Genomic DNA, 22657 nt, shown 5'->3' on the forward strand with positions numbered 1-22657 from the left:
TTTGCTCAATTATAATTATTTGTTAATGTTTATAATTTGTTTCACTCGAAGCAAAATTAGGAAAACATTTTCTACTGGCTTATTCAAAGCTTCTGACATTGCTTGTTGGTAAAGTCTTAGCTGTCCTTGATATTTTTGGACGATTGCATCTATTTCTGCTGGATCATCCGGATGTAAAATAAAATCTGTTTTAAAATCATAGATATTGAGATGATCTTTTTCTTCTAGGTATCCATCGACGATTCCGTGGATTAATAGTTCATCTTCTTGATTTGGATAGTCTTGAAATACTTCGTCAGCAGGAAGCAGCATGGAAAAAGGTTGTTCTCGTTTTACGTTTTCTTTGTTGGCAATCAGCTGTTGACCAAGTTCTGTTTGAAAGAACCATATAATAGAAGAAACATCTACTTTTTTCGCGACTTTTTCGTCTACTAACCGTTTCCTTACCAATTCCTGTAATTTTTGATGGATACTCTCTGTAGTTGGCATCTCTAATGGCAGTAATTGTAACAAAGCATGCGTAGCAGTTCCAACAGCAGCTGCTGACACTTGCCGATCTTTTTGCAAAAATTTTGGTTCTGCTAGTTGTTCTTGCGTATAACGAAATTGACGGGATGCTGCTTTGTTCTGACTGCTTTCCAGAGTCAAACGTGATTCTTGTGTATCATCTGGATCTTCGAATAATCGTTTGATTTCAGATACAGATTGATAACTTGTGGTTTGTGAAGAAGCTTGATAAGGATATTCATATGCCAGACGTTTTTGTAACGAATCTGCTAATAAAGTTTCATCTTCTTTCATCTGCTGATCTAAGTTAACCAGTTCTTTTTCAGCAAGCAACTGTCTTTGTTCAATGATCGATTGCTGATTCATCCATGAAATAGAAAACTGTGCATTTGAATGTTGAAGAAGAGAAGTCGAAATTTCTTCCTCTAAGTATTTCTGCATTTCAGGATGACGGATCAATCCGTAACCAATCCAATTCATCAAGCTGCTTCTGCCCTTCAAACGTAGCGCAGGATCAAAAACCAACTCCTCATGATCAGCTGCTTCAGACCACGTTTGGATCATTTGCTCTTTATTTTTATAGGAACCGACAATGAAAAGCTTTTGTTCTGCCCGAGTCAATCCTACATACAATTTACGCATTTCTTCCGACAACAATTTGTTTTGCTTTGCCAATTTGATGGCTTGAAACGGTAACGTATCATATAACACTCGTGTTTCAGGATCCATATAGCGAATTCCTGCTCCAAGTTTTTCTTCAAAAGCATACCGATTGCGCAAGTCTTGTAAGTTGAACTCCTTTGTCATATCTAACAAAAATACAACTGGGAATTCCAAGCCTTTACTTGCATGGATCGTCATAACGCGAACAGCATTATCTTCTATTGAAATGACTGGTTCTGCTAAGTCTTTATCTTTTTCTTGCATTTTTTCAATGAAACGCACGAACTGGTATAATCCTCTGAAAGAACTTTGCTCGTAAGCTTTGGCACGATCAACCAATGCATAAAGATTGGCTTGTCTCTGTGCCCCTGCTGGCAGACCGACCACATACTCTAGATATCCCGTCTCATAATAGATATCCCATAACAAGTCAGTGATCGAAGAACGGCGAGCAAGTTCTCGCCAATGCTCTAGTTGCTTGCCAAAATGTTCCAGCTTAGCTGCTAATTCATCTTCGTTTGATGCTTGATAAGCAAGCACAGCATCATAGTAAGTATGTGCACGGTCAGCTAATCGAATGCTGGCTAATTCTGGTTCAATCAGACCCACGATCGGTGAGCGCAATACAGCCGCAAGCGGAATATCTTGATAGGGATTATCGATTAATTGTAGCAGCGAGATCATCGTGCGAATTTCTGTCGCTTGAAAATAGTTTTGAGCATCATTCATCTCTAATGGAATATCCAATGTTTTGAAAATCTCTAAAATCGTTAAGTTGTTCTTCTTTGTAGGTGTCAAGAGAACAATGTCTTTGTACTCTATCGGACGACTTTTTTTTGATTTTTTATCATAAATCATAAAGGAGGAATCAATTAATTGACGAATTTTTAGTCCTGTCATAAAAAGTTCGCCTTCTGTTTTGTCTTCCAGTATATCATCCGTCGGAATCTCAATCTCTGATTCTTCCTGTTCTTTTTCATAGATCATGATTTCCGGCTCAAACTGTTCATTCTCTGGAAAGTCTGAAAATCCTTGGATCAGTTTGGCTGCTTCGTCATAATTGATTTGACCCACTGCTGGATCCATTAGTTGTTCAAAAATAAGATTCGTAAAAGAAAGGACTTCTTTTCTAGAGCGGAAGTTCTCAGCCAAAACGATTCGACGTCCGCCTTCTTTCTTTGAGAAATTCTCGTATTTCCCGATAAATAAACTAGGATCTGCTAAACGGAAAGAATAGATGGATTGTTTGACATCCCCAACCATGAACATATTTCCTTTTGTATCATCAGGTTCTCTTAGCCAGTATAAAATGGCTTCTTGTAATTGGTTCACGTCTTGATATTCATCTACCATTACTTCTTTGAATTTTTTTCGATAATGTTTTGAAGCTTCACTTGGCAGCCATACATCTTTCGTTTTTTCTGTGAGAATCTGCAACGCTAAATGTTCCAGATCATTGAAATCCAGCACACCTTTTTCCCGTTTACGCATACTGAAACCGTCCATGAAGCTTTGCGTGACTTTTGTCATTTCTTCGACTAACGGTAGTGCTTTGTCCGTTAATTCTTCCATTTGGCTTGGGGAAACAGGAAAATAACTTTTACTTATCTGCTGAATCAGTTTTTTTGCTTTATCCCTCATGCCCTTGACTTCATTGGAAATTTCTTTCAATTCTGCTTTCCGACTGCTCTTAAAAGTTGAAAAAGTTAGTTGTTCCAAACCAGCATAAGCTTCTTCTAACCGATCTTGCGAGAACGCTTCATAGATATTCTTGATCTGCTGTTGTTCTCCAGCTACTTGCTCATGCATTTTTTCTAATCCTTCACCTTGTGCTAACTGAGTCATCTGTTCATATAATTGTACACATTGGTATATATCTGCCAAAACTAAAGGACGGATTTGTTCTTGATATAATCGAGATTTCGCTAGCCCCTCAGGCAAACGATAATTATCGCTTAACTGTTCTAGCCATTTTTGGGGGTCAGGGTTGGCACGGGCAAACTCATAAAGAGAAAACACCAGATTCGTCAAGCCGTCATCTGAACGATCATTAGAAAAATTCATTGTTAATTGGAAAAATCGTTCATCATTTTCTGCATAAAGTGCTTCTCTCAGCTCGTCCCACACATCCTCCTTCATCAAGATCGTTTCTGTTTCATCTGTTAACATGCGAAAGACTGGATCAATATCAATTAAGTAATAATAACGTCGAATAACTGTCAGGCAAAAAGCATGTAAGGTTGAGATATTCGCTGTGGGCAATAAAACTAACTGCTTAGTAAAATGCTGTCTACGTACAGGGTCACTTTCGCTATTGACGGATTCTTGTAATGCCTCTTGAATTCTTTCTTTCATTTCTCTTGCGGCAGCTTCAGTAAATGTCACAATCAATAATTCATCGATATCAAAACCCATTTTTAGTTTTTCAATCACTCTTCGAACAAGCACTGTAGTTTTACCTGATCCGGCAGACGCAGAGACTAATAGATTATCTCCTTGATCAAAAATCGCTTGCCACTGATCATCTGTGAATCGTTCATTTTGCGGTTTTAAAGGAATTTGATTCACTCTTCTTCACTCCTTTTCAATATTCTACGCAGTGCTTCTTCCTTATCTATTTTCTCCAGACGGTGGTAATTATTTTCTTTCAGCATCACATCAAACGTACAGATGCTTCTGAATGGACAAAATTCGCAGGCAATCCGCTGTTTATCTTTATAAGCTGGATTTAGTTTGATTTCTCCGGAAGTAATCGCATCTCCAGCTAACCGCATATTTTCCCGATTATGCGCCATGAATAGTTGCAGTTCTTCTTCCGTGAAAAATTTGTCTTTACTGAAACTACCTTTTTGGTATTCATCTTTCGCATTTTTTTTCACTGGATAGATCAGTGATTGTTCTTTTGCTTCCAGTGAATGATCTAGTACTTCTAAAAGAGCGGGATCATCGACAAAAACGCCATCATAACTAAATTTTTTCAATGTATTCTTCTCTACATCATCTGTCTCCGTCAATACAGGATTATGAACATGTAAATAATATGATCCTGCTGGTTTAACAGCCGCCTTTCCAGTCAAACGTACCGCATCCATCAATGCTACGTCCAGATACGTCAATAATTGCATAGCCATGCCATAATAAGCTTCTGTGACATCGAATGAACGTCCGCTAGATTTGTAATCAACGACGCTTAGCCAAGTATCTTCTTGTTCAGAAGCTACATCGATTCGATCGATTTTCCCTCGAACATGGAGTTTTCCACCATTACTCAACGGTAATTCCAGACCTGTGATACCTTTTGCTCCAGCAATCTGACCAAATAGAATCTCTGTCTGAAGAGGATGCATGCCTGTATTTTTGCTCTGTTTTTGCAAAGCCCATGCCACTTTTTGAATCGTCTGTCCTAACTGGTAGCGGATATAGTTCATTCTTGCAGAACTATCCAATATCTCAAACCGAAGTTCTCCGAATACTTCCTGCAGCACTTTTTCAGTAAAGTCTCTACGCTGCGTATCGGACATATTCACTAAGGATAATTGGTTTGAAAACAGTAGCTTGAAGAAACGATCCAATGATTCATGATAAAAATCACCAGTTGCTGCTGGAGTTAGACCATAAACAGTTCGTTCTTTCAATTTCAAACCAAATTGCATGAAGTATTTGTATTCACAATTATAAAAATTCTCCATACGTGAAATTGAAGTATAAATTTCTTTTCCATAAAGCTCTTCCGCCATTTTTTCTGGCATCGAAACAGGAACATTTAAATGTTCCTGACTTTCAAAAATCTGTAAAGCAAAATTTCGCCATGACGAATTCAGTACTAATTCTTTGAGCTTTTGCCAGTGCTTTGGTACAGGTTTTTTTTCATCTAAAGCTAATCGATAAATCCTATTGACTGTATTGATTCCGCTTCTGTAAGTCCCTACATAACAATTAGGGTCGCTTTCGATCGTCAAATGCTCTTTTCTCTCGACGGGAACAGATAAATATTCTGTGATTCTACGCAAATAAGGAGACATCTTCAGCGAACCATCTGTGTCATAGCTTTGTGCATAACTAAGATATAATCGATCTGTTCCGGAAAGAAAAACAAGATAGGCTTGGAAAGGCTCAAAAGAGATACTTTCCTTTGATGGGTCGAATAAAAACTGTCCATCTGGCAAGGCCTGATTTAATACTTCTCGTTCTTCACTGGACAACAATCCTTTTGTCTCTTTGCGGTCTGGAAACACTTGATCATTCAACCCTAATGCAAAAGTGACGGCAGCTTGATTTGGTCGAACTAATTCCAAACGATTGATTCGCACTTGGTCGATTGCGGTAGGGATTTTACCATAACTTAGATTTTCTAGACCACTCGTAATGATTTCTTGGAACAGTGACCAGTCAAAAGCCGATTCACCATAAATTACTACATATTCATCCAACAGATCAATCAGCGCTCCCCATGTCTGCTCATGGTTTCTTGCCGCTTCTAAGTTTCCTCTGTCTACTTCCTGATTACGCCAAAACAATAATTGTTGCTGTACGCCACTTTGGATCAAAAATTGATAAAAAACATTTGCGGCCTCTTGTCCTGTTTTGCTTTTCTTTATTTTTTTCAAAAATACTGGTACAGCTTTCTGAAATAATCGTCTAATCGTATTTGACTGTTCTTCCAAATACTGTACGTCTTCAATCTGTTCTGCTTCAAAATCATACGCCACAAACTGCCAGTCTTTTTCACGAGTCCAATAAGTTCCTTGATAATTGTAAGCAAGTGCTACATTTTCAGTGATGTCCAGTTTTTTCCTGAATTCATCTCGCTCTTGTTTCCATTCATCAAGTTCGGTTTCTGCTTCCGTCGACAGAAATAATTCAGTTTTGAAAAAACGCATAATATCACTTAGCCGATAAGAATAGCGGTCAAGAGCGAACAGACTGTTGATCCATTCGATCAGCGGATGATTTTCCATCATTTGTTCTTCATCGATATAAAAAGGAATTGCCATTTCTTGAAAGATCGGCCGAAGGATATTTCCATATAAAGACATATTTTTTGTCAGCACTTGGATATCACGATAACGGTAGTTTTCTTCACTGACTAGTCGTCTGATTTCAACAGCTAATTGTCGGACTTCTTCAGTTGGATTTTCAGCTTCCCACAAATGGAGATGCTCTTGTCTCCCTAATTTGTGTACTGCCGCTTTCTTTTGGCTAGATGTCTCTTCCCACATTGTTTGCAGCAGTTGAAGCTCTGTCGGACGAGTCTGCTCTGGTGCAAATCGGTCCACTAATATAGGGACTTTCCGTTCTCTTGCACTTTGAAAAAGACGGAAATAAAGCTTTCCAGTCTCATGAAAGAGCGTAAGTACTTCTGGAAGATCCGCTGTATAAGGACGATCCAGCAATAAATCGACAACCAATTGCCCCTTTTCCATCATTGCCTGCAGTAATTGATACTCTTGACCATTGATTCGAGAAAAACCACTGACAATAAATTTGACGTTGTTGAAATCTTGTGTCTGCATATAATTTGCTAGTATAGATAGTGCATCTTCATTTGTTAGTGCACGTTGAGTCAATTCGCTGTCATAAGCTGAAAAAATCAGCTTCAAGTCTTTCATTTTAAGTTGCTGGTCTTCTGCATTAGGTGAATCACCAAATAAAAGCATCAGGTCTTCTGGTTGAATATTTCCTGTACGCAATTCACTGTAGAGTTCTTGTAATTGACGAATAAACCCTCTTTTATTGATTTCTCCGCGAAAGATTGTTAATTCTTCCTCATTTTTTTCTAAAATCTGTCGCAAGATCATTGCAGATCCTGATTCTGATAATTCATTTCCTGTAAGAAGAGTTGTCTGTTGCAGCAAATACCAAGCCAGACGATAAAAACTAAATACTTGAACGTTTGTTGTGCTGAAAGCTTTTTTTCCGCTTCTTCTTCGCATCTCCGCTAAAATTTCTTGTTCCTGTTCGAATTTGCTGTAGTTGGGAACAAGGAAAAATACTTGGTTACTTGCATCCTGGTCGAGCCAAGCGGATGCTTCGTCGATCAAGACTTGACGGTGATCTTTTTTCCCGTTTCCAAGAATAAATTGTAAAGACATGCTTTTCCTCCTTCAACACATGATACGGTGCTCCTTTATTATATCAAAAAATACTGAACATTTGTTCTATATTCTTCAAATTATATCCTTTTAAGGTTCTGATATTTCTACTTTTTTAAGTATACGCAAAAAACAGGAACTGCTGCAAATAAGCAATTCCTGTCTTTATGTTCATTGATTAATGAATAGAGCCCATTAGTTTTTTGATTGGTTCTTTCACAGTAAATAGCAAGATACCACCGACGATTGCTACTGCACCGATAATACCGAAGTAGGCAGATTCTGTTCCCGGTGTGTAGAAGCGTGCAATTTGTGCATTGATTGCTTGTGAAGAAGCATCAGCTAAGAACCAAATAGCGATTGTTTGTGATTCAAATGCTCGTGGTGCTAATTTTGTTGTCACAGACAAACCAACTGGTGAAAGACACAATTCAGCAATAACCACGATGAAGAAACTTCCCAACAACCACAATGGACTTACTTTTCCACTTGTACCATAAAGCATACCCGGCAACATCAATAGCAAGTACGATAATCCTGCAAATAAAAGTCCAAGAGAGAATTTCACTACTGTAGAGGGTTGACGTTCACCAAGTTTCGTCCACATCGTTACGAATACTGGTGTCAGAATAAAGATGAAAATTGGATTCAATGATTGATACCAGCTTGCTTGGATCGTTACACCAAATAGCGTAGATTGTGTACGTTCACTAGCAAATAAAGCTAAGATAGATGAACCTTGTTCTTGTAATGACCAGAAAATGATTGCTGCAAGGAATAATGGGATATAAGCCCATACTCTTGGTTTTTCTTCAGCAGTTACATCTTTTGAAGTCAGCATTTTGATAAAGTAATACAACGGTAAGATAATCCCCAATACACTGATTGTATTGACAAAAAAGTCAATTGTCAGATGACCAGTTAGTTGTGCCCCGCCGAATACTGCAGCGATAACAACAAGTGCGATGATCAAGTTACGGATGAATCCTTTACGTTCTTCAGTTGTCAAAGGATTCGGCGGTGTTGTACCCACTCCGTCTAATGTCTTGCGTCCTTGGATGATGTATTGTAATAATCCAAAGAACATCCCAATAGCAGCTAAAGAGAACCCTAAATGATAGTTATATTCTTGACCGATTGTACCAACGATTAGTGGTGCTAATAATGCCCCTAAGTTGACACCCATGTAAAAAATCGAAAATCCTGCATCTCTTCGCAAGTCAGTCTTTGAATAAAGATGTCCGACCATGCCAGAAACATTTGGTTTCAAAAAGGCGGTTCCGATAATAATCAATGCCATCGAAACAAACAATGTACTTACACCAAATGGTAAAGCCAAGACGATGTGGCCAAGCATAATGAAAACTCCACCGAAGAATACAGTGCGTTTTGCTCCTAACACTCGGTCAGATACCCATCCGCCGACGATACTAGACATGTAGATCAAAGATCCGTAGATCGACATGATAGCTAATGCTGTTGCTCGTGGTAATCCAAGTCCCCCGTTGGCAACTGTATCGTACATATAATAGATAAGTAATGCACGCATACCGTAATAACTAAATCGTTCCCACATCTCAGTGAAGAACAAAGTTGACAATCCCTTCGGCTGCCCGAAGAAGCCCTTGTCTTGCTGTTTTTCCATAATCTATACCCCAATTCTTTAAATTTTCAGAAAATATTATACATCTTTACCGAAAAATTTAACTAAAAAACTTATTTAAGAAATATAAACTAATTTTCTATAAAAACAAGTAATTTTTAATGGCAATATCATAAAAAAAAGAAGATAGAGATTTAATAATTATATATCAGCTGTTTTTTTCAAATAAGCAAAAATTCCTAAAACACAACAATGAAAGCGATAACCAAGAAAATCCTTACATAACGATTTTTCTTATTAAAATTGTTTTTTGAACTTCGCTTATTTTTTGTGAGCATATCTGTTTACTTACTTTTTGTAAGGTGCTATACTTCATTTCGTAATCAATTAAAAAAATGCAAAACGCAAATCAAAGGAGAAATTTTATTATGACAACTTTTACTGACACTTTGAAAAACCGCCGTTCAATCTATCATCTAGGACGTAATGTTTCACTTTCTAATGAAGAATTAACAACTTTGATCAAAGAAGCAATTAAAGAAAGCCCAACTGCTTTCAATGCTCAATCAACACGCGCAGTTATCCTTTTCGGAGATGCACATGAAAAACTTTGGGAAATCACTGAAGAAGCACTTCGCCCATTGACTCCAGCAGAAGCTTTCCCAAATACACAAAACAAATTAGCTGGTTTCAAAAATGGTTATGGTACAGTATTATTCTTCAAAGATACTGACGTGGTAAAAGGTCTACAAGAACAATTTGAATTATATGCAGACAACTTCCCAGATTGGTCAGAACAATCAAACGGAATCGCAACAGCTAATACTTGGGTAGCATTAGTTGATAAAGGATTGGGCGCAAACTTGCAACATTACAACCCAGTTATTGACGAAGCAGTTGCAAAAGAATGGAATATCCCTTCAAACTGGAAACTACGTTCGCAATTAGTATTCGGTTCACCAGAAACACCGGCTGGGGAAAAAGAATACATGAACGATGCCGATCGCTTCCGCGTATTTGGATAATTTTATTTGAAATAAAAAACAGAGGTTGTGACAAACATCTTGTCGCAACCTCTGTTTTTATTCTGGATCAATCATAATATCAATCTCTGCCTCATCGTTTAAGCGTTGGGACAAAAATGGAACTAATTCTTCTAATGATGCAGAAAATTTCAGCATCGGTCCTCGCCATCCGTTTCGGAAAAAATTCATTTTTACGATTTTAGAACCTTTTGGCTGATATAATACAATTTTATTGATCTCAGAAAAAGGAACACCTTTTTTGTCAAAGCTATTCAAAACAAGTCCTTCTTCTGTGATTCCTCTACTGTCCAACAAAAAACTAATAAAAATCATTGCTGACAAGATCCCTTTTGCCAATTCATCTGCTGTAGGATGACTGATGAGTGTATACCAAATGACTAGTGACACTAAGAAGGGTATCACCAAGTAGACCCATCGATTTCGCACAGTCCGATAAATAATTTCTTTTCGAACCAGCCAAAGAAATAAAAACATCACAACAACGAATAAAAACAATAGAACCGTAAAGAATGTTACCATGACAACTCGCCTCGCTTTTTCTTCTCCAGAAAATAGGAAAAGAATACTGATTTACCTTCTCAAAGAAATTGGACTTGCAGCACGCCGCACGTCCAATTGTTTTCTTTATTCAAATGTATCATATTTTGCAACAACCATGCTTGCTTTTTCATCTAATAATTCTTGGTCCTCTGCAGCACATTGGGCAACTTTGACCACGGCGCAGTTTGTCATTTTTGATACAACTTCACCAATGACCGTTTTTGTAAAACCAATTGGTTTGCATGCATATTGTTCTCCTAAATTAATCATTTCTTCCGTCATCAAAATCCTCCTAAACTGCTGGAACTTTTCTCCACATTACCACTGCTATTTCTTTGGAGATTTAACTCATTGATTTTTATTTACAGTTAAAAATCAACCTTACAGGCATTATAGCGTACTGTTTTCGTTTTCACAATTAAAACAGCTGTTGTATTTAGAAGAATTTTTTTCAAAAAATTAAAACATATTCCTTAAAAACTAATTATTTCCTACATATTAAAATATAATACTTCCATTTCCAATAAAAATACATTTATAATAGGAAAGATAAACAGCTGAAAAGGGAGATTTCAAATGAAGAAAAAAACGTTCAAAAAACTATTGTTTCTAGGGGGCACAGCTGCTCTTTTATTAAGCGGTACAAGTTATTACCTACATATCCATTCTCCAGAACATACAATGAACACTGCACAAAAAAGTTCAACACAAAAAACAAAAAAGACAAAAGAGAAAGCAGAAGTTTTACTAGATGTTCCATTAGAGAGCCAGTTTGATTCTCCTTCTTTAGAAAATGGCTGTGAAGTCACTTCGCTTTCTATGCTTTTATCTTTTTATGGTTATGAAACAACTAAAAACCAGTTAGCTGAGCAATTGGATTACGTCCCTGTTTTCAATGCAGATGGGACTCATGGCGATCCTAATGAAGGATTTGTTGGGGATATCAGTGGCGGAGACTGGGCTATGGGCGTCTATGTTCCCCCAGTTGCCTCCCTTGCTCAGCAAATCGTCCAAACGGATTATCACACTTTTCCAAAAACCGATGCTCAACTCGATGATATCAAAAAAGCACTATCTAAAGGAAATCCTGTCTGGACTTCTGTGACTATCAATTTTGAAGTCCCAGATGAAACTGATTTTATGACTTGGACCACAAATAATGGAGAAGTAAGAGTCACTCCTCTTGTTCATGCTTGTGTAGTCACTGGATATGACAAAGAAAATATTTATGTCAACGATCCCTATGGTGTAAAAAATCGAGCAGTACCGATCAACGATTTTTCGGCGATTTTCACTGCAATGGGTGGACAGATGCTAACTTTGGAGAAAAGCTAGTAATTCAAACAAAAATCCCTTATACTCAAGATACCAAACCTTTGAAGGGAGCGTAGATAATGGAAAAATTCACACATAAAAAAATGGATCCAAATGAAATTCCGATTATTTTTGTCCGTGACTGCAAGGGAAATGTTCAAGGTAAAGTCTCTATTAATGAGTGGAACGAGCGTCGCAGACCTGCTACCCTCAATGAACTGGAAATCAAATTGTATCGTCAATCTCTTGTTTATTACGCAGATCAAGAGTACGAGAAAGCCACCGATTTATTGAAATTTCTAATTGCTCGAACAGAGTATACTCGCTTTGAATATATTGAACGTTTAGCAAACATCTATCATATTATGAATGAACCTGTCAAAGAATATCAGTTATTGGACACCGTCTTGTCAGTAGCAGAACTGATTGCCCTTCCTGCTGGATTAGAAAAGAAACTAGTACGCCGCCTTTTACGAGTAAAGCAACAACTATCCGATCAAGAAAAATAACTTGCGTTTTTTTAGGAAAGTGCTATGATTATTTTGTTGAATAAATGGGATGTAGCCAAACTGGTAAGGCACTTGACTCTGAATCAAGCAATTGTAGGTTCGAACCCTGCCATCCCAATTTGATGTGCTTGCTGAAAAAATGAACCCCCTGTAAAAGAACAATCTTTTTGCAGGGGGATTATTGTATTATTTTTACTACTTCTATTTAGTTTACATAATTAAATTATGAATAATAAAATCGGGCGTATTCTTAATACAAAAACTGATTTACCCAATAATTGCTAATGCTTTCTCCGGAACTTTTTCTCTAGGAACTTCCTCATACGTTTCTATGTGTGCTCCTTTATTGCTGATTTTCAAATAATGATTTTCTTTTAACACAGAAAGACCATTAAATTCAACCGTTCGTTCTTTCCCATTGGCATCAGCAGCTTTCTGCACATACCTTGCTGTACCATATTCATTTACTTCCTCTGGTTTTTGTGTCTTTACATAGACCTCTCCTTTTTCAACTAATGGATTTAGCTGATCAAGTATACCAGGGATTTCTCCATAACTTCCTTCAGTATAATATTTCAGTCCAAATAGCAAAATACCACTAATCGCCGCCAGTCCAATCAAATATTTAATCACTTTCATCTTTCTACCTCCTTGTTATATATTCAGTATATGGGTCAGTTAAAGAAATTCCATCCGTCCCAAGTTGGAGATTTTTCTCCTACTTTAGAAGCGAGAATCGAGTGTTTTTTTAGTAAAAATGATCGTTATTTGATATTATTGACGTGTGGATAAATCAGTTTTTCTCGTTTTGTCCATGTAAAAAATCATGTTGATAGCAAAGGATGTGTTCAAAATGAATCAAGAAGAATTATTTCAAAAAGTCAAGGAAATGATTAAGAACGGCAATTTCGATGGCGCAAAACGATTTATCGAAGAACATAAAGAACAATTAGGACCTTATAAAGAGAAAGCCCAAAATCTTTTAAAAGATGTAAATATCGACAGTGTCAAAAACAAATTTAAAAATCTATTCAAATAAGTAAAACTTTTCACTTTTGTAAAATCAAAGGAGGACAATGCTGCTGCATCGTCCTCCTTTGGTTCTTTTCTGAATACTTCATACTAAAATAAACGTGTCGGATCGTAATGATAAGTCACATTGCCGTTCAGTGAGGCTTTTCCCACCACATATTTACGTTTCTCCAACTTCAGCCACGCTTCTCGAAAAGCCATTAATTCTTCTCTTTTTACATCAATCTTTTCGATTTTTCCATCGATCAAATCTTGAATAAGTTGTTCATATGGATTCATTTTTTTCCTCCATCTGCTATCTGCTGTCAATCAATAAGTTGTAAAAATAGGTTCATATGCTTTTTTGGTATCTAGATCTTCTCTGACTTTGACTGTCGTATAAATAATTTTTTCTACTGGGATACTATAATAACTTCCTTCACCATTATTGAATCGGTGAACGTCTTTCTTTGCTAAAATACCATTTATTTTATTCGTCAGTACACGTTGTTCGACACTGTTACTTACAACATAGTAAATCACCCGAATATTATTGATTAAATGCAAATCGATTTCTAACACTACATGATCCATGAAAATCCCACTCCTTCTTTCACTTTGATTATAGCAAGTTTCTCCTCTAATTTCAAAATCGATACAGATTTTACCGGATAAATCCACAAAACTGCTTGCGCCATTTCGCACAAAGTGTTATTTTGTATCATGGACTTTATTTATTGGAGGCAATAGTATGATCGCGATCGGTCAATTTGTTTTTTATATTCCTTTTTTTATTATGATAAGCATTCTTTTCTATTACATAAAATGGACAAAAAAGAAGTTTTCAGTTTTACTGGCCTCTTTACCTGCTGTATATTTTACTTATCAAATTTTTTCTTTTAGGCATTGGGAAACAACGTCTGTATTAATAACACACATCATCGAATTGACGCTTTCAGTAATTTTTCTTATTATTTGGATCTATTTTTTATATAAGAATCAGAATTGAATCCCTCGCATGTTTAAAAAGAAAACGATTAAAGATGCAGCAAATTTCTGCCGATCTTTAATCGTTTTTTCTATTCTGTTATACCAAAAAAATGTTTGAATCGGTGAAGGATCGTTCCTTGTTTTAATTCTATAAATTCTTGTGCGATCGGGTACTTTTCTTCCAAATTTTCTTTGTTCTTTTCGATCAGGCTTTTCGCTTCTTCATATTTTTTATCTGCACATAGTGCTTTTACTTCCTGTAATACTTTTCCTGCTTCCATTTGCCTCACCCTCTTGCCATTTTATTGCTTTAAGTTTTATTTAAGTTATACGCATTATTCTAGTTTCATCCCAAATAACCTTTTTTCATTTTTACTCCTCGAACTAATCAGTTTTCTAAAGGCTGATTGGTTCGTCTTTTTTATTTTTCCTCCATTTCATTCTGCTCTTCTGTTAATTTATCTAATGCTTTGATTGATGCTGCGGCTCTTGCATAATCATAGCTGTATAATTCCATAAATTTATCAGGCAGAACAAACCACGCTGGATGATAACCGTTAGCTGTGACAGGGAATCCTTTATCTTGTTGATTATCTCCATCCCATCTCAGAGCGACACCTTTTTTTCCTTTCCACTTTACTAAAGCGATCGAGTATCCCTTTTTTGTTTGTGTGCCGTCTTCAATAATTGCTAAAATTTCTATTTTTTCTTTTGGCGCACGGACTTCTTGAGGACGAACCATTTTCTATTCCTCCCTTATCTCATTACTTCACGACCAACACACTGCAAGGGGCATGTGATACGACATAAGAAGCGGTCGATCCAACTAATGCTTGTTGTATAGCACCTTTTCCTGTCGCTCCCATAACGATCAAATCAATATTTTCTTGTCCAGGGATGACATTGGCAATCAAATTTCTTGGATCTCCAGTTTCAACTATTGCGTGGATCTCAGCAATACCGAACTCTTTGGCATCATTGATTTTTTTCAGCATGGCTACTTCTGTTCTTTGTTTTTCATCTGCATAGATTTTTGAAAAGGCATAGGCACTATGGGTCAGCTCAACTTTGTTGATGATTGACACGATAAATAAGTGGGCTTCATTGTCCTTTGCTAAGTCAAGGGCTTCAGCGAACGCTTTGATCGATTGTCTTGATCCGTCAACTGCTACCATGATGTTCTGGTATCTTTTACTCATTGGAACCGCCTCCTTTTTCTTTTATTGTAACATCTCAAGCAAAAATACAAAAAATATACGCAATATGTAAATAAAATGATGAACAAAAGCAATTTCTTTCAAGTTATTTATACATTTCTTTTCTCATCAGAACACCTGTTCTAATCCCATTATTTCTGCATTATGTGAAATTCCTCATCATTTTTCACATCGAGCGAACATCATTCTGTTACAAAAAACGTGGATTTGTCATAAATTGTCATACTTCTTTTACCTATGAAATATTTTCACGTGTTAAAGTATTCCTCGTTGAACACAACAAATAAAACTTTTTAACGAATAAAGGAGATTTTTCATGACATCACTTAAAACTTTACTTTTTGGAACAACTTTGGCTGCCGGCGCTGCATTCTTCATGGGAACGACTGCTCATGCGGACGAAGCTTATACCGTTCAATCAGGTGATACTCTATCAGCGATTTCTCAAAAATACGTTGGTGATAACTCCTTGATCAATGCCATTGCAGAATCAAATTCAATTTCTGATATTAACCTGATCTACTCAGGACAACAATTAACAATCCCAACAGAAGGCTCTGCACAAGTAGCTGCTGAACCTCAAGCAGCCGTTCAAGAAGCACCAGTCCAAACTGAACCTGTTCAAGCTGAACAACCTGTTGTACAAGAAACGGTTCAAACGGAAACACAAGCAGCGCCTGTTGCTGAAACACAACCTGCTCCTGCTGTAACAGAAACTGCTGCTACTCCAGCAAGTACAAGCTCTGCAAAAGAATGGATCGCACAAAAAGAATCAAGCGGTTCTTACACAGCAACGAACGGACGTTACATCGGGCGTTACCAACTAGATTCTTCTTACTTAAATGGTGACTACTCTGCTGCAAACCAAGAAAGAGTAGCAGAACAATATGTTACTTCACGTTATGGTTCTTGGGAAGCGGCGAAAGCATTCTGGGAAGCAAACGGTTGGTACTAAGATTCATTATTTGAACGTTTAAACACATTCAAAATATAGTAAGAGGTCATGCGATTTATTCTTTCGCATGACCTCTTTTTGAGTTTAAGTTTAGTCTTGATTCCTTAACTAACGTTTGCCAGTATTTCTTGTATCAGAATCTATAAATCTACTATTTGAATCAATCTATTAGGTTTTAAACTGTCCCACCTTCACACAAATTTTTTTTGATTTATTTGAATCTGGTTCCGTTGTTTAAAATTTTTCCTATATTCTTTTAAATAATATGTTATTTTCTTTCTCATCGCTCCAGGTGTACCTTCTCTTTATAAAAAAACAAATTATGCGGCTAAGAAGACTCGAACTTCCACGAGGTCACCCTCACTAGCGCCTGAAGCTAGCGCGTCTGCCAATTCCGCCATAGCCGCATCACATCTTTTAGTTTAGGATTACATGTGTTTTTTGTCAAGAACATATTTTTGTTCTTTTTCATTTCTGTACGCCCTCCCTTATGCCATCTACACAAATAATTCATCCGAGCAACTCCATCATCTATTGAGGGTTGGTGAAAAAATCTGTTTTATCCATATGATCGATTTCAATGTTAAACGAACGGCTCTGGGATTAGTAACTATTTTATTTTTTTCTTCATTTCTTTTTTCCTCTTTTTCTCGATTCAGCTATCTTCTTTCATTTAGATATTGATTATTTCTTCTGTTGGTTACTATCCTTCTGGAATTCTAGACGCTGAAGTAATTCACGTTTTCTTTCTTCTAGAGATCATAAGTAACGAATGAACGAACTTCAAATAATTTTTTTATTGTAATTCATATTTGTATTGTTCGATGATTCTTAATACGATATGACACAATAAATAAAAATAGGCATGGCTATTTACAACAACAGTGCTATAGTAGAAAACAAATGAATAAGGTTACTTAAAGAGGTGAATACGATGAAACTGATCAAACTATGGGAAGCAGATTTAAAGAAAGCTTATCAGCTACAAACTAGCTTTGGACCAAATGAGAGTGGATTTATCAACAATGCTTATGGCTATACATTTGCTGAATTTTTAGATTATGTAAAAAAATGCGAAAAAACGTCTTTAGGAATCGATCTTCCTGAGAGTTACGTTCCCGCAACCGTCTTTATTTTAGAAAGTGATGAACATGAGTATGTAGGAATTTTTAATTTGCGCCATAAACTGAACGAAACATTAAGAAACGGCGCTGGCCATATTGGTTACGGCATCTCCCCTAATTATCGTAAAAAAGGATATGCCACACAAGGATTAGCATTAGTACTACAAGAGGCAAAAAAAATCGGCATTGATGAGGCACTTTTGTCTGTAAATAAAAAAAATCTTGGCAGTCTTAAAGCACAACAAAAAAATGGGGCTGCGATTTATCGTGAAGATGAGAAAGAATACTATACGAAAATCAAACTGATGTAAAAAAGAAGGATTCCAAAAGGAAAGGGATTTGAATGTCCTTTATCAATAGAACACATTTATTTAATTAACTTATAATATAGCAGACAAAATTTTATAAACAAAGAAACCTTTTATCTCTTTTCTTCTAGAAAGGATAAAAGGCTTTTTTGTTTTTCCTATTTGCTTCTCATAGCTAGTCAGCCAAGATTTCTATCGTATCCCCAACGCAATCCGTGCATAACGGCTCATCTTATCTGTCGTCCATGCTGGATACCAGACTAGTTTGACTTCTGCTTTCGTTACTTCTGGCACTTCTTTTAATGCGTCATGGATAGATTCTGTTAAAATATCTGCTAATGGACAGCCCATAGTTGTTAAAGTCATCTTAATGACTGTTTCTCCATTTTCAGGATTGAATTCTATATCATAAATCAAGCCTAAATTGACGATGTCGATTCCTAATTCAGGATCAATCACCATTTCCAAGGCAGCAAGAATACGTTCTTTGATTAGTTCTATTTCTTGTCCAGACCGTTCTTGGTTTGCTTCGCTCATCGTACGACACTCCTTAACACGATTTTTATTTATCATACTCTTTTTTTAGCTGCTTGTAAATGAGAATTTAGAAGGAAGATTCTCGTTTAAATTTATAAAAATGTTCTTATTAGATGTAATAGATTAAATTTATTCTAAAATAAACCTGATTCCTCATTTTTTTTGTGAACGATTTTTTATTTCTGGTAATACGCCAGTTGTTCGATACATTTTTTGTTCGTTTTCATTTGCAAACCGGCCAAATACTGAATGAGTTGGTAAAATATTGATAAATGCATCGTCGTCGATTTCATGAACGATCTGATCAAGATCATACATTTCGTAGCGGGTGATGACCATCATGATCATGTTCCCTTGTTTTTTTGAATAGCCACCGACAGACGGCAGTAATGTCATTCCACGTACCATCCGTTTTGCTAGTTCTTCTGTTACCTCTTCTGGCTTGACGGTAACGATCATTGCTGTTACTTTTTGATGACTCGTGTGGATGGCATCAATTACTTGAGTCATTGCATAAATGGAAATAATCGTATACAAGGCACTTTCCCAGTTAAAGAAGAAGCCTGCGATGACTACAATGATACCATTTAGAATCAGCATGTAGTTTCCGACTGTTTTTCCAGTTGTTTGTGAAAGTACAAGAGAGATGATATCCATCCCACCAGTTGTAAAGCCCATTTTTAAAGATAATCCTACGCCAAGACCTAATAAAACACCGCCTACTAGGGCATTCATCAAAATATTATCAGTGATCTGTCCGACTGGAAGCAGCATCGTCATCACCGATACACATACAACATTCACAAAACTAAGGATCGTTGCTCGTTTTCCTACTTTGAGAAACCCTAATACAAACACAGGGATATTCAAAAGAAAAATAAATGTTCCTGTGTCTATCTTGATATGAAACCATTCATATAAAAGCGAGGAAATGATTTGAGCGATCCCATTCATCCCTGCAGAAAAGACATTGGCTGGAATCAAAAAATAATTTAAAGCGACCGCAGCGGTCAATCCGGTTATCAAAATAACCACTATTTTCTTTAATCTTTCATTTTTATGATACGCAGTCATAATTTTACTCACAAGCACCTCTCCCCTACTTTGGTATTCCAAATGTAAGAATAACAGTTTATCTATTAAAATAAAATACTTCGAACTCAAATGAGAAGAATTTTAGCAAACAGGTAAGAATCTGCCCTAATCCTATGATAAGATAGATGTATGGTAAATATTTATATGTATATCAGGAGGGTTCCTATGGCAAAAGATGCTAGCTTCGACATTGTATCAGAAGTCAATACAGAAGAAGTAAAAAATGCGATTCAGCAAACAACAAAAGAATTGTCCAATCGCTTTGACTTCAAGGATTCTACAGTAGAAATCAAATTAGAGAACAGCAATCTAGTTGTATTGAGCGATGATGATTTCAAAATCGAACAGATCAAAGATGTATTATTTGGTAAGCTGATCAAAAGAAATGTGCCAATCAAAAATATCCATTTTTCCGAATCAGAACACGCTCTAGGTGGCAAAGCTCGACAAACTGCCGATTTGGTCAACGGAATCGATCGTGAAAACGCGAAGAAAATCACTACAGCTATCAAAAATGAAAAACTGAAAGTAAAAGCACAAATCCAAGAAGATCAGATTAGAGTGACAGGTAAGAACCGTGATGATCTACAAGCTGTGATTGCTTTATTACGTAAACTTGACTTACCAATCGAGTTGCAATTCACTAACTATCGTTAATCAAAAAACGAGGCTGACGTCTGTCATTCCTCGTTTTTTTGATTTACTGCTTCTTTTGATAACCAAAAACGCTGTATTCCTTCTTCCAATTCCCCAACACTTCGTACTTCTCTTGCTGTTTGCCAATGTTGTGGGAATAAACGTCGATAAGAAAAACTAGAAAATCGTTGATCTGCCAATACAACGATTCCTTGATCCGCCATGCCACGAATCACTCGACCACCAGCTTGCAAGACTTTGTTCATTCCAGGAAGCTGATAAGCGTAAGCAAATCCAAGGTGTTCCTTCTCATCATAATATGATTTGATCAGTTCCTGCTCATGATTCATCTGCGGCAAACCTACACCTACGATCATACTGCCGATCAATCGGTCCCCTCTCAAATCGATTCCTTCTGAAAAAATCCCGCCAAGTACGCAAAATCCAATCAATGTTTCAGCGGGATTTGTTTGAAATTTTGTTAAAAATCGTTCGCGTTCTTCCTCATTCATGTCCGTTTCTTGGATTAGCACATTGCTGTCGGGATATTGCTGTCTGAATGCTTCCACCGCAAGATCTAAATATTGATAAGAAGGAAAGAAAACGAAATAATTCCCGACCTTTCCATCAGCAAAAGCATGAATCGTCTCTACTAATTTTGCCAGACTGTGTTCCCTTTTTCGATAAGTCGTCTCTAGGTAATTTGCGATGAAAACTTGCTGGTTTCCTTCTGGGAAAGGACTCGGCAGTTTGTAAGCCAGACTTTTTTGTCCCCCCAGTGTTTCCTGATAATAAGAGAGTGGTGAAAAACTAGCAGAAAAAAGAATACTGCTTTTTCCTTTATCCAACGACTGCTCAAGAAACAAGCTTGGATCAATACAAAACTCTTTTACTATCAGATCGCGATACGTTTTTTCGACTGTTGTTTCGTAGTGATCATCATAAAATTCACTGACCTTCAAAAAATGAAGCAAATCAAAATAATAAGGAAGCAATTGTTCTTGTGATGGGTGCTCAGGAAATTCTGCCAGCCATTCTTTAATTTTTTCGCTTAATTGATAACCTGCCTTTACTAAAGATTCAGCCGGTGCTTTTTGATGATGATAATCCCAATGATCTTCTTTTGCTATTTCTCGGATCGAATCAAATTCTTTTAATAGTTTGTTGAAACGGCGATGAAGTTTTTTGAATTCCTTTGGTATAGCTTCCTTACTTCGTTTCGTTTTTTCATAAGATAGTTCTGCCGAATACATCTCTCGGGAACGATTCACCAAATTATGTGCTTCGTCAATCAAAAACAGATAGTCCTCGTTTTTTTCATCTTCAAAAAAACGTCTTAAATAAACAGTTGGATCAAATAAATAATTGTAATCCCCAATGATTACGTCACACCAGATACTGACATCTAATGATAGTTCGAAAGGACAAAGTGTATGCTTTCTTGCATAAGTTTCGATGACTTCACGAGTGATCTGATTCTCATGATTCAAAAGATCCCATAAACCTTCATTAATCCGATTGTAATAACCATTGGCATATGGGCACTGATCTGGATTACAGGTCGTCTCATCTAAAAAGCAGATCTTGTCTTTCGCCGTCAAAGTGACACTTTTTACTTCAGCTCCTGTATCTTTTAATGCTGTCATAGCATCTTCAGCTACTTGTCTAGTTATTGTTTTAGCCGTTAGATAAAAGATCTTTTCTCCCTCTTCTTCCCCTACAGCTTTCAAAGCGGGGAATAACGTAGAGATTGTTTTTCCTGTTCCGGTAGGTGCTTCTACAAACAATTTCTGTTTCGTACGGATCGTTTTATAAGCAGCTACCGCTAGTTCACGCTGACCTTTCCTATACTCATCATGGGGGAATTTCAAAGCCATCAAAGAGGCATTGCGTACAGTGCGCCAGTTTTCTTGAAAAACAAGCCATTCTTTATAATCTTCAGTCAGCTTTTTAAAAAAAGTTTCTAACTGCTCTCTTGTCTGATGTTCAACCTTTCTCGTGATCACTTCTTCTGCCGTCTGGAAGTAAGTCAATTGCAGATTTATTTCTTGTAAATCATGTTCTTGACTATAGATATAGGCATACACCCTTGCTTGATGAAAGAAAAGTTCCACTTGTTCTGGTTCTAAATCTTCAAATCGTGGTTCGGAGGTTTTGATTTCATCTATATAATAAATACCGTCTCTTTTGAAAATACCGTCTGCACGTCCTTCAACGATCAGGTGATATTCATCTAATTGAACTGTTGTTTTTAAAAAGACTTCTTTTTCATAGTTTTCTCCCGCATCTTTTTGGAGCTTGCGGTGGATTCTCGCTCCTTCTAATGCAGTATGGTTACTTTTTTTACGATTGTCGATACTTCCACGTCGCAAAATAAATTCTACTAAGTGCCGCACAGATATTTTTGACTGTTTGATCATTTCCACCACCTCTTTCTCTCTAAGATTACCTGAAAAAACCTAGTTTAGCAAAAAGAGCTCTCTTTCCAAACAAAAAAACACCCTGCTGAT

22 protein-coding genes and 2 tRNA genes are annotated in these 22657 nt (G+C 36.8%); 9 read left to right on the forward strand and 15 right to left on the reverse strand.

The features are described from left to right. Positions 1-15: 15 nt before the first annotated feature. The 3 genes from addA to IGL31_RS07160 all read right to left on the reverse strand — a co-directional run bounded on the left by addA (position 16) and on the right by IGL31_RS07160 (position 8907). The gene (addA, locus tag IGL31_RS07150) at positions 16-3738 is read right to left on the reverse strand and encodes a helicase-exonuclease AddAB subunit AddA (protein ID WP_010727796.1); all 3723 of its coding nucleotides are present in this window, start codon (positions 3736-3738) and stop codon (positions 16-18) included. Then, positions 3735-7262 (reverse strand): PD-(D/E)XK nuclease family protein, encoded by a 3528-nt coding sequence (locus IGL31_RS07155; RefSeq protein ID WP_086300111.1) that lies wholly within the window; start codon positions 7260-7262, stop codon positions 3735-3737. Before IGL31_RS07155 ends, addA begins: the two co-directional genes overlap by 4 nt. A gap of 178 nt (positions 7263-7440) precedes the next feature. Next, positions 7441-8907: a peptide MFS transporter gene (locus IGL31_RS07160; protein ID WP_002288052.1), complete on the reverse strand. Its 1467-nt coding sequence runs from the start codon at positions 8905-8907 to the stop codon at positions 7441-7443. A 386-nt stretch (positions 8908-9293) separates the two neighbouring features. On the opposite strand from IGL31_RS07160, the gene IGL31_RS07165 reads away from it, so the two are divergent. Beyond that, a complete protein-coding gene (locus IGL31_RS07165) occupies positions 9294-9890 on the forward strand; it encodes a nitroreductase family protein (RefSeq protein ID WP_002288054.1) in 597 nt (198 codons plus the stop codon). A 57-nt stretch (positions 9891-9947) separates the two neighbouring features. Here the strand turns inward: IGL31_RS07165 and IGL31_RS07170 are convergent, their stop codons facing one another. Beyond that, entirely contained in the window at positions 9948-10430 is a 483-nt protein-coding gene (locus tag IGL31_RS07170) for a hypothetical protein (RefSeq protein WP_002288056.1), read from the reverse strand. Positions 10431-10535: 105 nt separating this feature from the next. Continuing rightward, positions 10536-10733, reverse strand: coding sequence for a hypothetical protein (locus tag IGL31_RS07175; RefSeq protein ID WP_002288059.1), 198 nt, complete (start codon positions 10731-10733; stop codon positions 10536-10538). Between the two features lie 294 nt (positions 10734-11027). On the opposite strand from IGL31_RS07175, the gene IGL31_RS07180 reads away from it, so the two are divergent. From IGL31_RS07180 to IGL31_RS07190, 3 genes are all read left to right on the forward strand, one after another. Continuing rightward, positions 11028-11786 carry a C39 family peptidase gene (locus IGL31_RS07180; RefSeq protein ID WP_002297431.1) on the forward strand — a complete coding sequence of 253 codons (759 nt, stop codon included), beginning with the start codon at positions 11028-11030 and terminating at the stop codon, positions 11784-11786. 59 nt (positions 11787-11845) lie between these two features. Continuing rightward, positions 11846-12274, forward strand: a complete 429-nt coding sequence (locus tag IGL31_RS07185) for a hypothetical protein (RefSeq protein WP_002295776.1) — start codon at positions 11846-11848, stop codon at positions 12272-12274. Between the two features lie 45 nt (positions 12275-12319). Beyond that, positions 12320-12392, forward strand: a tRNA-Gln gene (locus IGL31_RS07190). A 149-nt stretch (positions 12393-12541) separates the two neighbouring features. Here the strand turns inward: IGL31_RS07190 and IGL31_RS07195 are convergent. Continuing rightward, complete coding sequence (locus tag IGL31_RS07195) at positions 12542-12913, reverse strand: YxeA family protein (protein WP_002288062.1); 372 nt, start codon at positions 12911-12913, stop codon at positions 12542-12544. Between the two features lie 214 nt (positions 12914-13127). Between IGL31_RS07195 and IGL31_RS07200 the strand changes: the two genes are divergently transcribed. Beyond that, complete coding sequence (locus IGL31_RS07200) at positions 13128-13313, forward strand: hypothetical protein (RefSeq protein WP_002288064.1); 186 nt, start codon at positions 13128-13130, stop codon at positions 13311-13313. Between the two features lie 83 nt (positions 13314-13396). Here the strand turns inward: IGL31_RS07200 and IGL31_RS07205 are convergent, their stop codons facing one another. Continuing rightward, on the reverse strand, positions 13397-13585 hold the full coding sequence (locus IGL31_RS07205; RefSeq protein ID WP_086300112.1) for a hypothetical protein: 189 nt from the start codon (positions 13583-13585) through the stop codon (positions 13397-13399). A 30-nt stretch (positions 13586-13615) separates the two neighbouring features. Next, positions 13616-13879: a hypothetical protein gene (locus IGL31_RS07210; RefSeq protein WP_002292935.1), complete on the reverse strand. Its 264-nt coding sequence runs from the start codon at positions 13877-13879 to the stop codon at positions 13616-13618. A 157-nt stretch (positions 13880-14036) separates the two neighbouring features. On the opposite strand from IGL31_RS07210, the gene IGL31_RS07215 reads away from it, so the two are divergent. Then, positions 14037-14294, forward strand: coding sequence for a glucose uptake protein (locus IGL31_RS07215; RefSeq protein WP_002321369.1), 258 nt, complete (start codon positions 14037-14039; stop codon positions 14292-14294). Positions 14295-14364: 70 nt separating this feature from the next. On the opposite strand, the gene IGL31_RS07220 is transcribed toward IGL31_RS07215, so the two are convergent. From IGL31_RS07220 to IGL31_RS07230, 3 genes are all read right to left on the reverse strand, one after another. After that, the gene (locus IGL31_RS07220) at positions 14365-14556 is read right to left on the reverse strand and encodes a hypothetical protein (protein WP_002296424.1); all 192 of its coding nucleotides are present in this window, start codon (positions 14554-14556) and stop codon (positions 14365-14367) included. Between the two features lie 140 nt (positions 14557-14696). Then, positions 14697-15017, reverse strand: coding sequence for a hypothetical protein (locus IGL31_RS07225; RefSeq protein WP_002295768.1), 321 nt, complete (start codon positions 15015-15017; stop codon positions 14697-14699). A 22-nt stretch (positions 15018-15039) separates the two neighbouring features. Further along, positions 15040-15474 (reverse strand): universal stress protein, encoded by a 435-nt coding sequence (locus tag IGL31_RS07230; RefSeq protein ID WP_002292929.1) that lies wholly within the window; start codon positions 15472-15474, stop codon positions 15040-15042. 334 nt (positions 15475-15808) lie between these two features. Here IGL31_RS07230 and IGL31_RS07235 point away from each other — a divergent pair, with 334 nt between their 5' ends. Then, positions 15809-16447, forward strand: coding sequence for a LysM peptidoglycan-binding domain-containing protein (locus IGL31_RS07235; RefSeq protein WP_086300113.1), 639 nt, complete (start codon positions 15809-15811; stop codon positions 16445-16447). A 323-nt stretch (positions 16448-16770) separates the two neighbouring features. Here the strand turns inward: IGL31_RS07235 and IGL31_RS07240 are convergent. Next, positions 16771-16854: transfer RNA gene (locus IGL31_RS07240), tRNA-Leu, on the reverse strand. A gap of 527 nt (positions 16855-17381) precedes the next feature. Between IGL31_RS07240 and IGL31_RS07245 the strand changes: the two genes are divergently transcribed. Beyond that, on the forward strand, positions 17382-17882 hold the full coding sequence (locus IGL31_RS07245; RefSeq protein WP_002297227.1) for a GNAT family N-acetyltransferase: 501 nt from the start codon (positions 17382-17384) through the stop codon (positions 17880-17882). A gap of 189 nt (positions 17883-18071) precedes the next feature. On the opposite strand, the gene IGL31_RS07250 is transcribed toward IGL31_RS07245, so the two are convergent. Together IGL31_RS07250 and IGL31_RS07255 are read right to left on the reverse strand one after the other, a co-directional pair. Continuing rightward, entirely contained in the window at positions 18072-18416 is a 345-nt protein-coding gene (locus IGL31_RS07250) for a metal-sulfur cluster assembly factor (protein ID WP_002289113.1), read from the reverse strand. 153 nt (positions 18417-18569) lie between these two features. After that, positions 18570-19490, reverse strand: coding sequence for a YitT family protein (locus IGL31_RS07255; RefSeq protein ID WP_002289114.1), 921 nt, complete (start codon positions 19488-19490; stop codon positions 18570-18572). Positions 19491-19676: 186 nt separating this feature from the next. Between IGL31_RS07255 and IGL31_RS07260 the strand changes: the two genes are divergently transcribed. Next, entirely contained in the window at positions 19677-20168 is a 492-nt protein-coding gene (locus tag IGL31_RS07260; protein WP_002289115.1) for a YajQ family cyclic di-GMP-binding protein, read from the forward strand. Between the two features lie 23 nt (positions 20169-20191). Here IGL31_RS07260 and IGL31_RS07265 read toward each other — a convergent pair whose 3' ends face one another. Beyond that, a complete protein-coding gene (locus IGL31_RS07265) occupies positions 20192-22567 on the reverse strand; it encodes an ATP-dependent DNA helicase (protein ID WP_002323574.1) in 2376 nt (791 codons plus the stop codon). Positions 22568-22657: the final 90 nt, after the last annotated feature.

It is taken from the genome of Enterococcus sp. MSG3290 (assembly GCF_050555565.1).
GTDB lineage: Bacteria > Bacillota > Bacilli > Lactobacillales > Enterococcaceae > Enterococcus_B > Enterococcus_B faecium.

Coding starts and splice junctions, on each gene's coding strand:
- IGL31_RS07155 (WP_086300111.1), bottom strand. CDS start 7,262: ATGTCTTTACAATTTATTCTTGGAAACGGGAAAAAAGATCACCGTCAA.
- IGL31_RS07160 (WP_002288052.1), bottom strand. CDS start 8,907: ATGGAAAAACAGCAAGACAAGGGCTTCTTCGGGCAGCCGAAGGGATTG.
- IGL31_RS07165 (WP_002288054.1), top strand. CDS start 9,294: ATGACAACTTTTACTGACACTTTGAAAAACCGCCGTTCAATCTATCAT.
- IGL31_RS07170 (WP_002288056.1), bottom strand. CDS start 10,430: ATGGTAACATTCTTTACGGTTCTATTGTTTTTATTCGTTGTTGTGATG.
- IGL31_RS07175 (WP_002288059.1), bottom strand. CDS start 10,733: ATGACGGAAGAAATGATTAATTTAGGAGAACAATATGCATGCAAACCA.
- IGL31_RS07180 (WP_002297431.1), top strand. CDS start 11,028: ATGAAGAAAAAAACGTTCAAAAAACTATTGTTTCTAGGGGGCACAGCT.
- IGL31_RS07185 (WP_002295776.1), top strand. CDS start 11,846: ATGGAAAAATTCACACATAAAAAAATGGATCCAAATGAAATTCCGATT.
- IGL31_RS07195 (WP_002288062.1), bottom strand. CDS start 12,913: ATGAAAGTGATTAAATATTTGATTGGACTGGCGGCGATTAGTGGTATT.
- IGL31_RS07200 (WP_002288064.1), top strand. CDS start 13,128: ATGAATCAAGAAGAATTATTTCAAAAAGTCAAGGAAATGATTAAGAAC.
- IGL31_RS07205 (WP_086300112.1), bottom strand. CDS start 13,585: ATGAATCCATATGAACAACTTATTCAAGATTTGATCGATGGAAAAATC.
- IGL31_RS07210 (WP_002292935.1), bottom strand. CDS start 13,879: ATGGATCATGTAGTGTTAGAAATCGATTTGCATTTAATCAATAATATT.
- IGL31_RS07215 (WP_002321369.1), top strand. CDS start 14,037: ATGATCGCGATCGGTCAATTTGTTTTTTATATTCCTTTTTTTATTATG.
- IGL31_RS07220 (WP_002296424.1), bottom strand. CDS start 14,556: ATGGAAGCAGGAAAAGTATTACAGGAAGTAAAAGCACTATGTGCAGAT.
- IGL31_RS07225 (WP_002295768.1), bottom strand. CDS start 15,017: ATGGTTCGTCCTCAAGAAGTCCGTGCGCCAAAAGAAAAAATAGAAATT.
- IGL31_RS07230 (WP_002292929.1), bottom strand. CDS start 15,474: ATGAGTAAAAGATACCAGAACATCATGGTAGCAGTTGACGGATCAAGA.
- IGL31_RS07235 (WP_086300113.1), top strand. CDS start 15,809: ATGACATCACTTAAAACTTTACTTTTTGGAACAACTTTGGCTGCCGGC.
- IGL31_RS07245 (WP_002297227.1), top strand. CDS start 17,382: ATGAAACTGATCAAACTATGGGAAGCAGATTTAAAGAAAGCTTATCAG.
- IGL31_RS07250 (WP_002289113.1), bottom strand. CDS start 18,416: ATGAGCGAAGCAAACCAAGAACGGTCTGGACAAGAAATAGAACTAATC.
- IGL31_RS07255 (WP_002289114.1), bottom strand. CDS start 19,490: ATGACTGCGTATCATAAAAATGAAAGATTAAAGAAAATAGTGGTTATT.
- IGL31_RS07260 (WP_002289115.1), top strand. CDS start 19,677: ATGGCAAAAGATGCTAGCTTCGACATTGTATCAGAAGTCAATACAGAA.
- IGL31_RS07265 (WP_002323574.1), bottom strand. CDS start 22,567: ATGATCAAACAGTCAAAAATATCTGTGCGGCACTTAGTAGAATTTATT.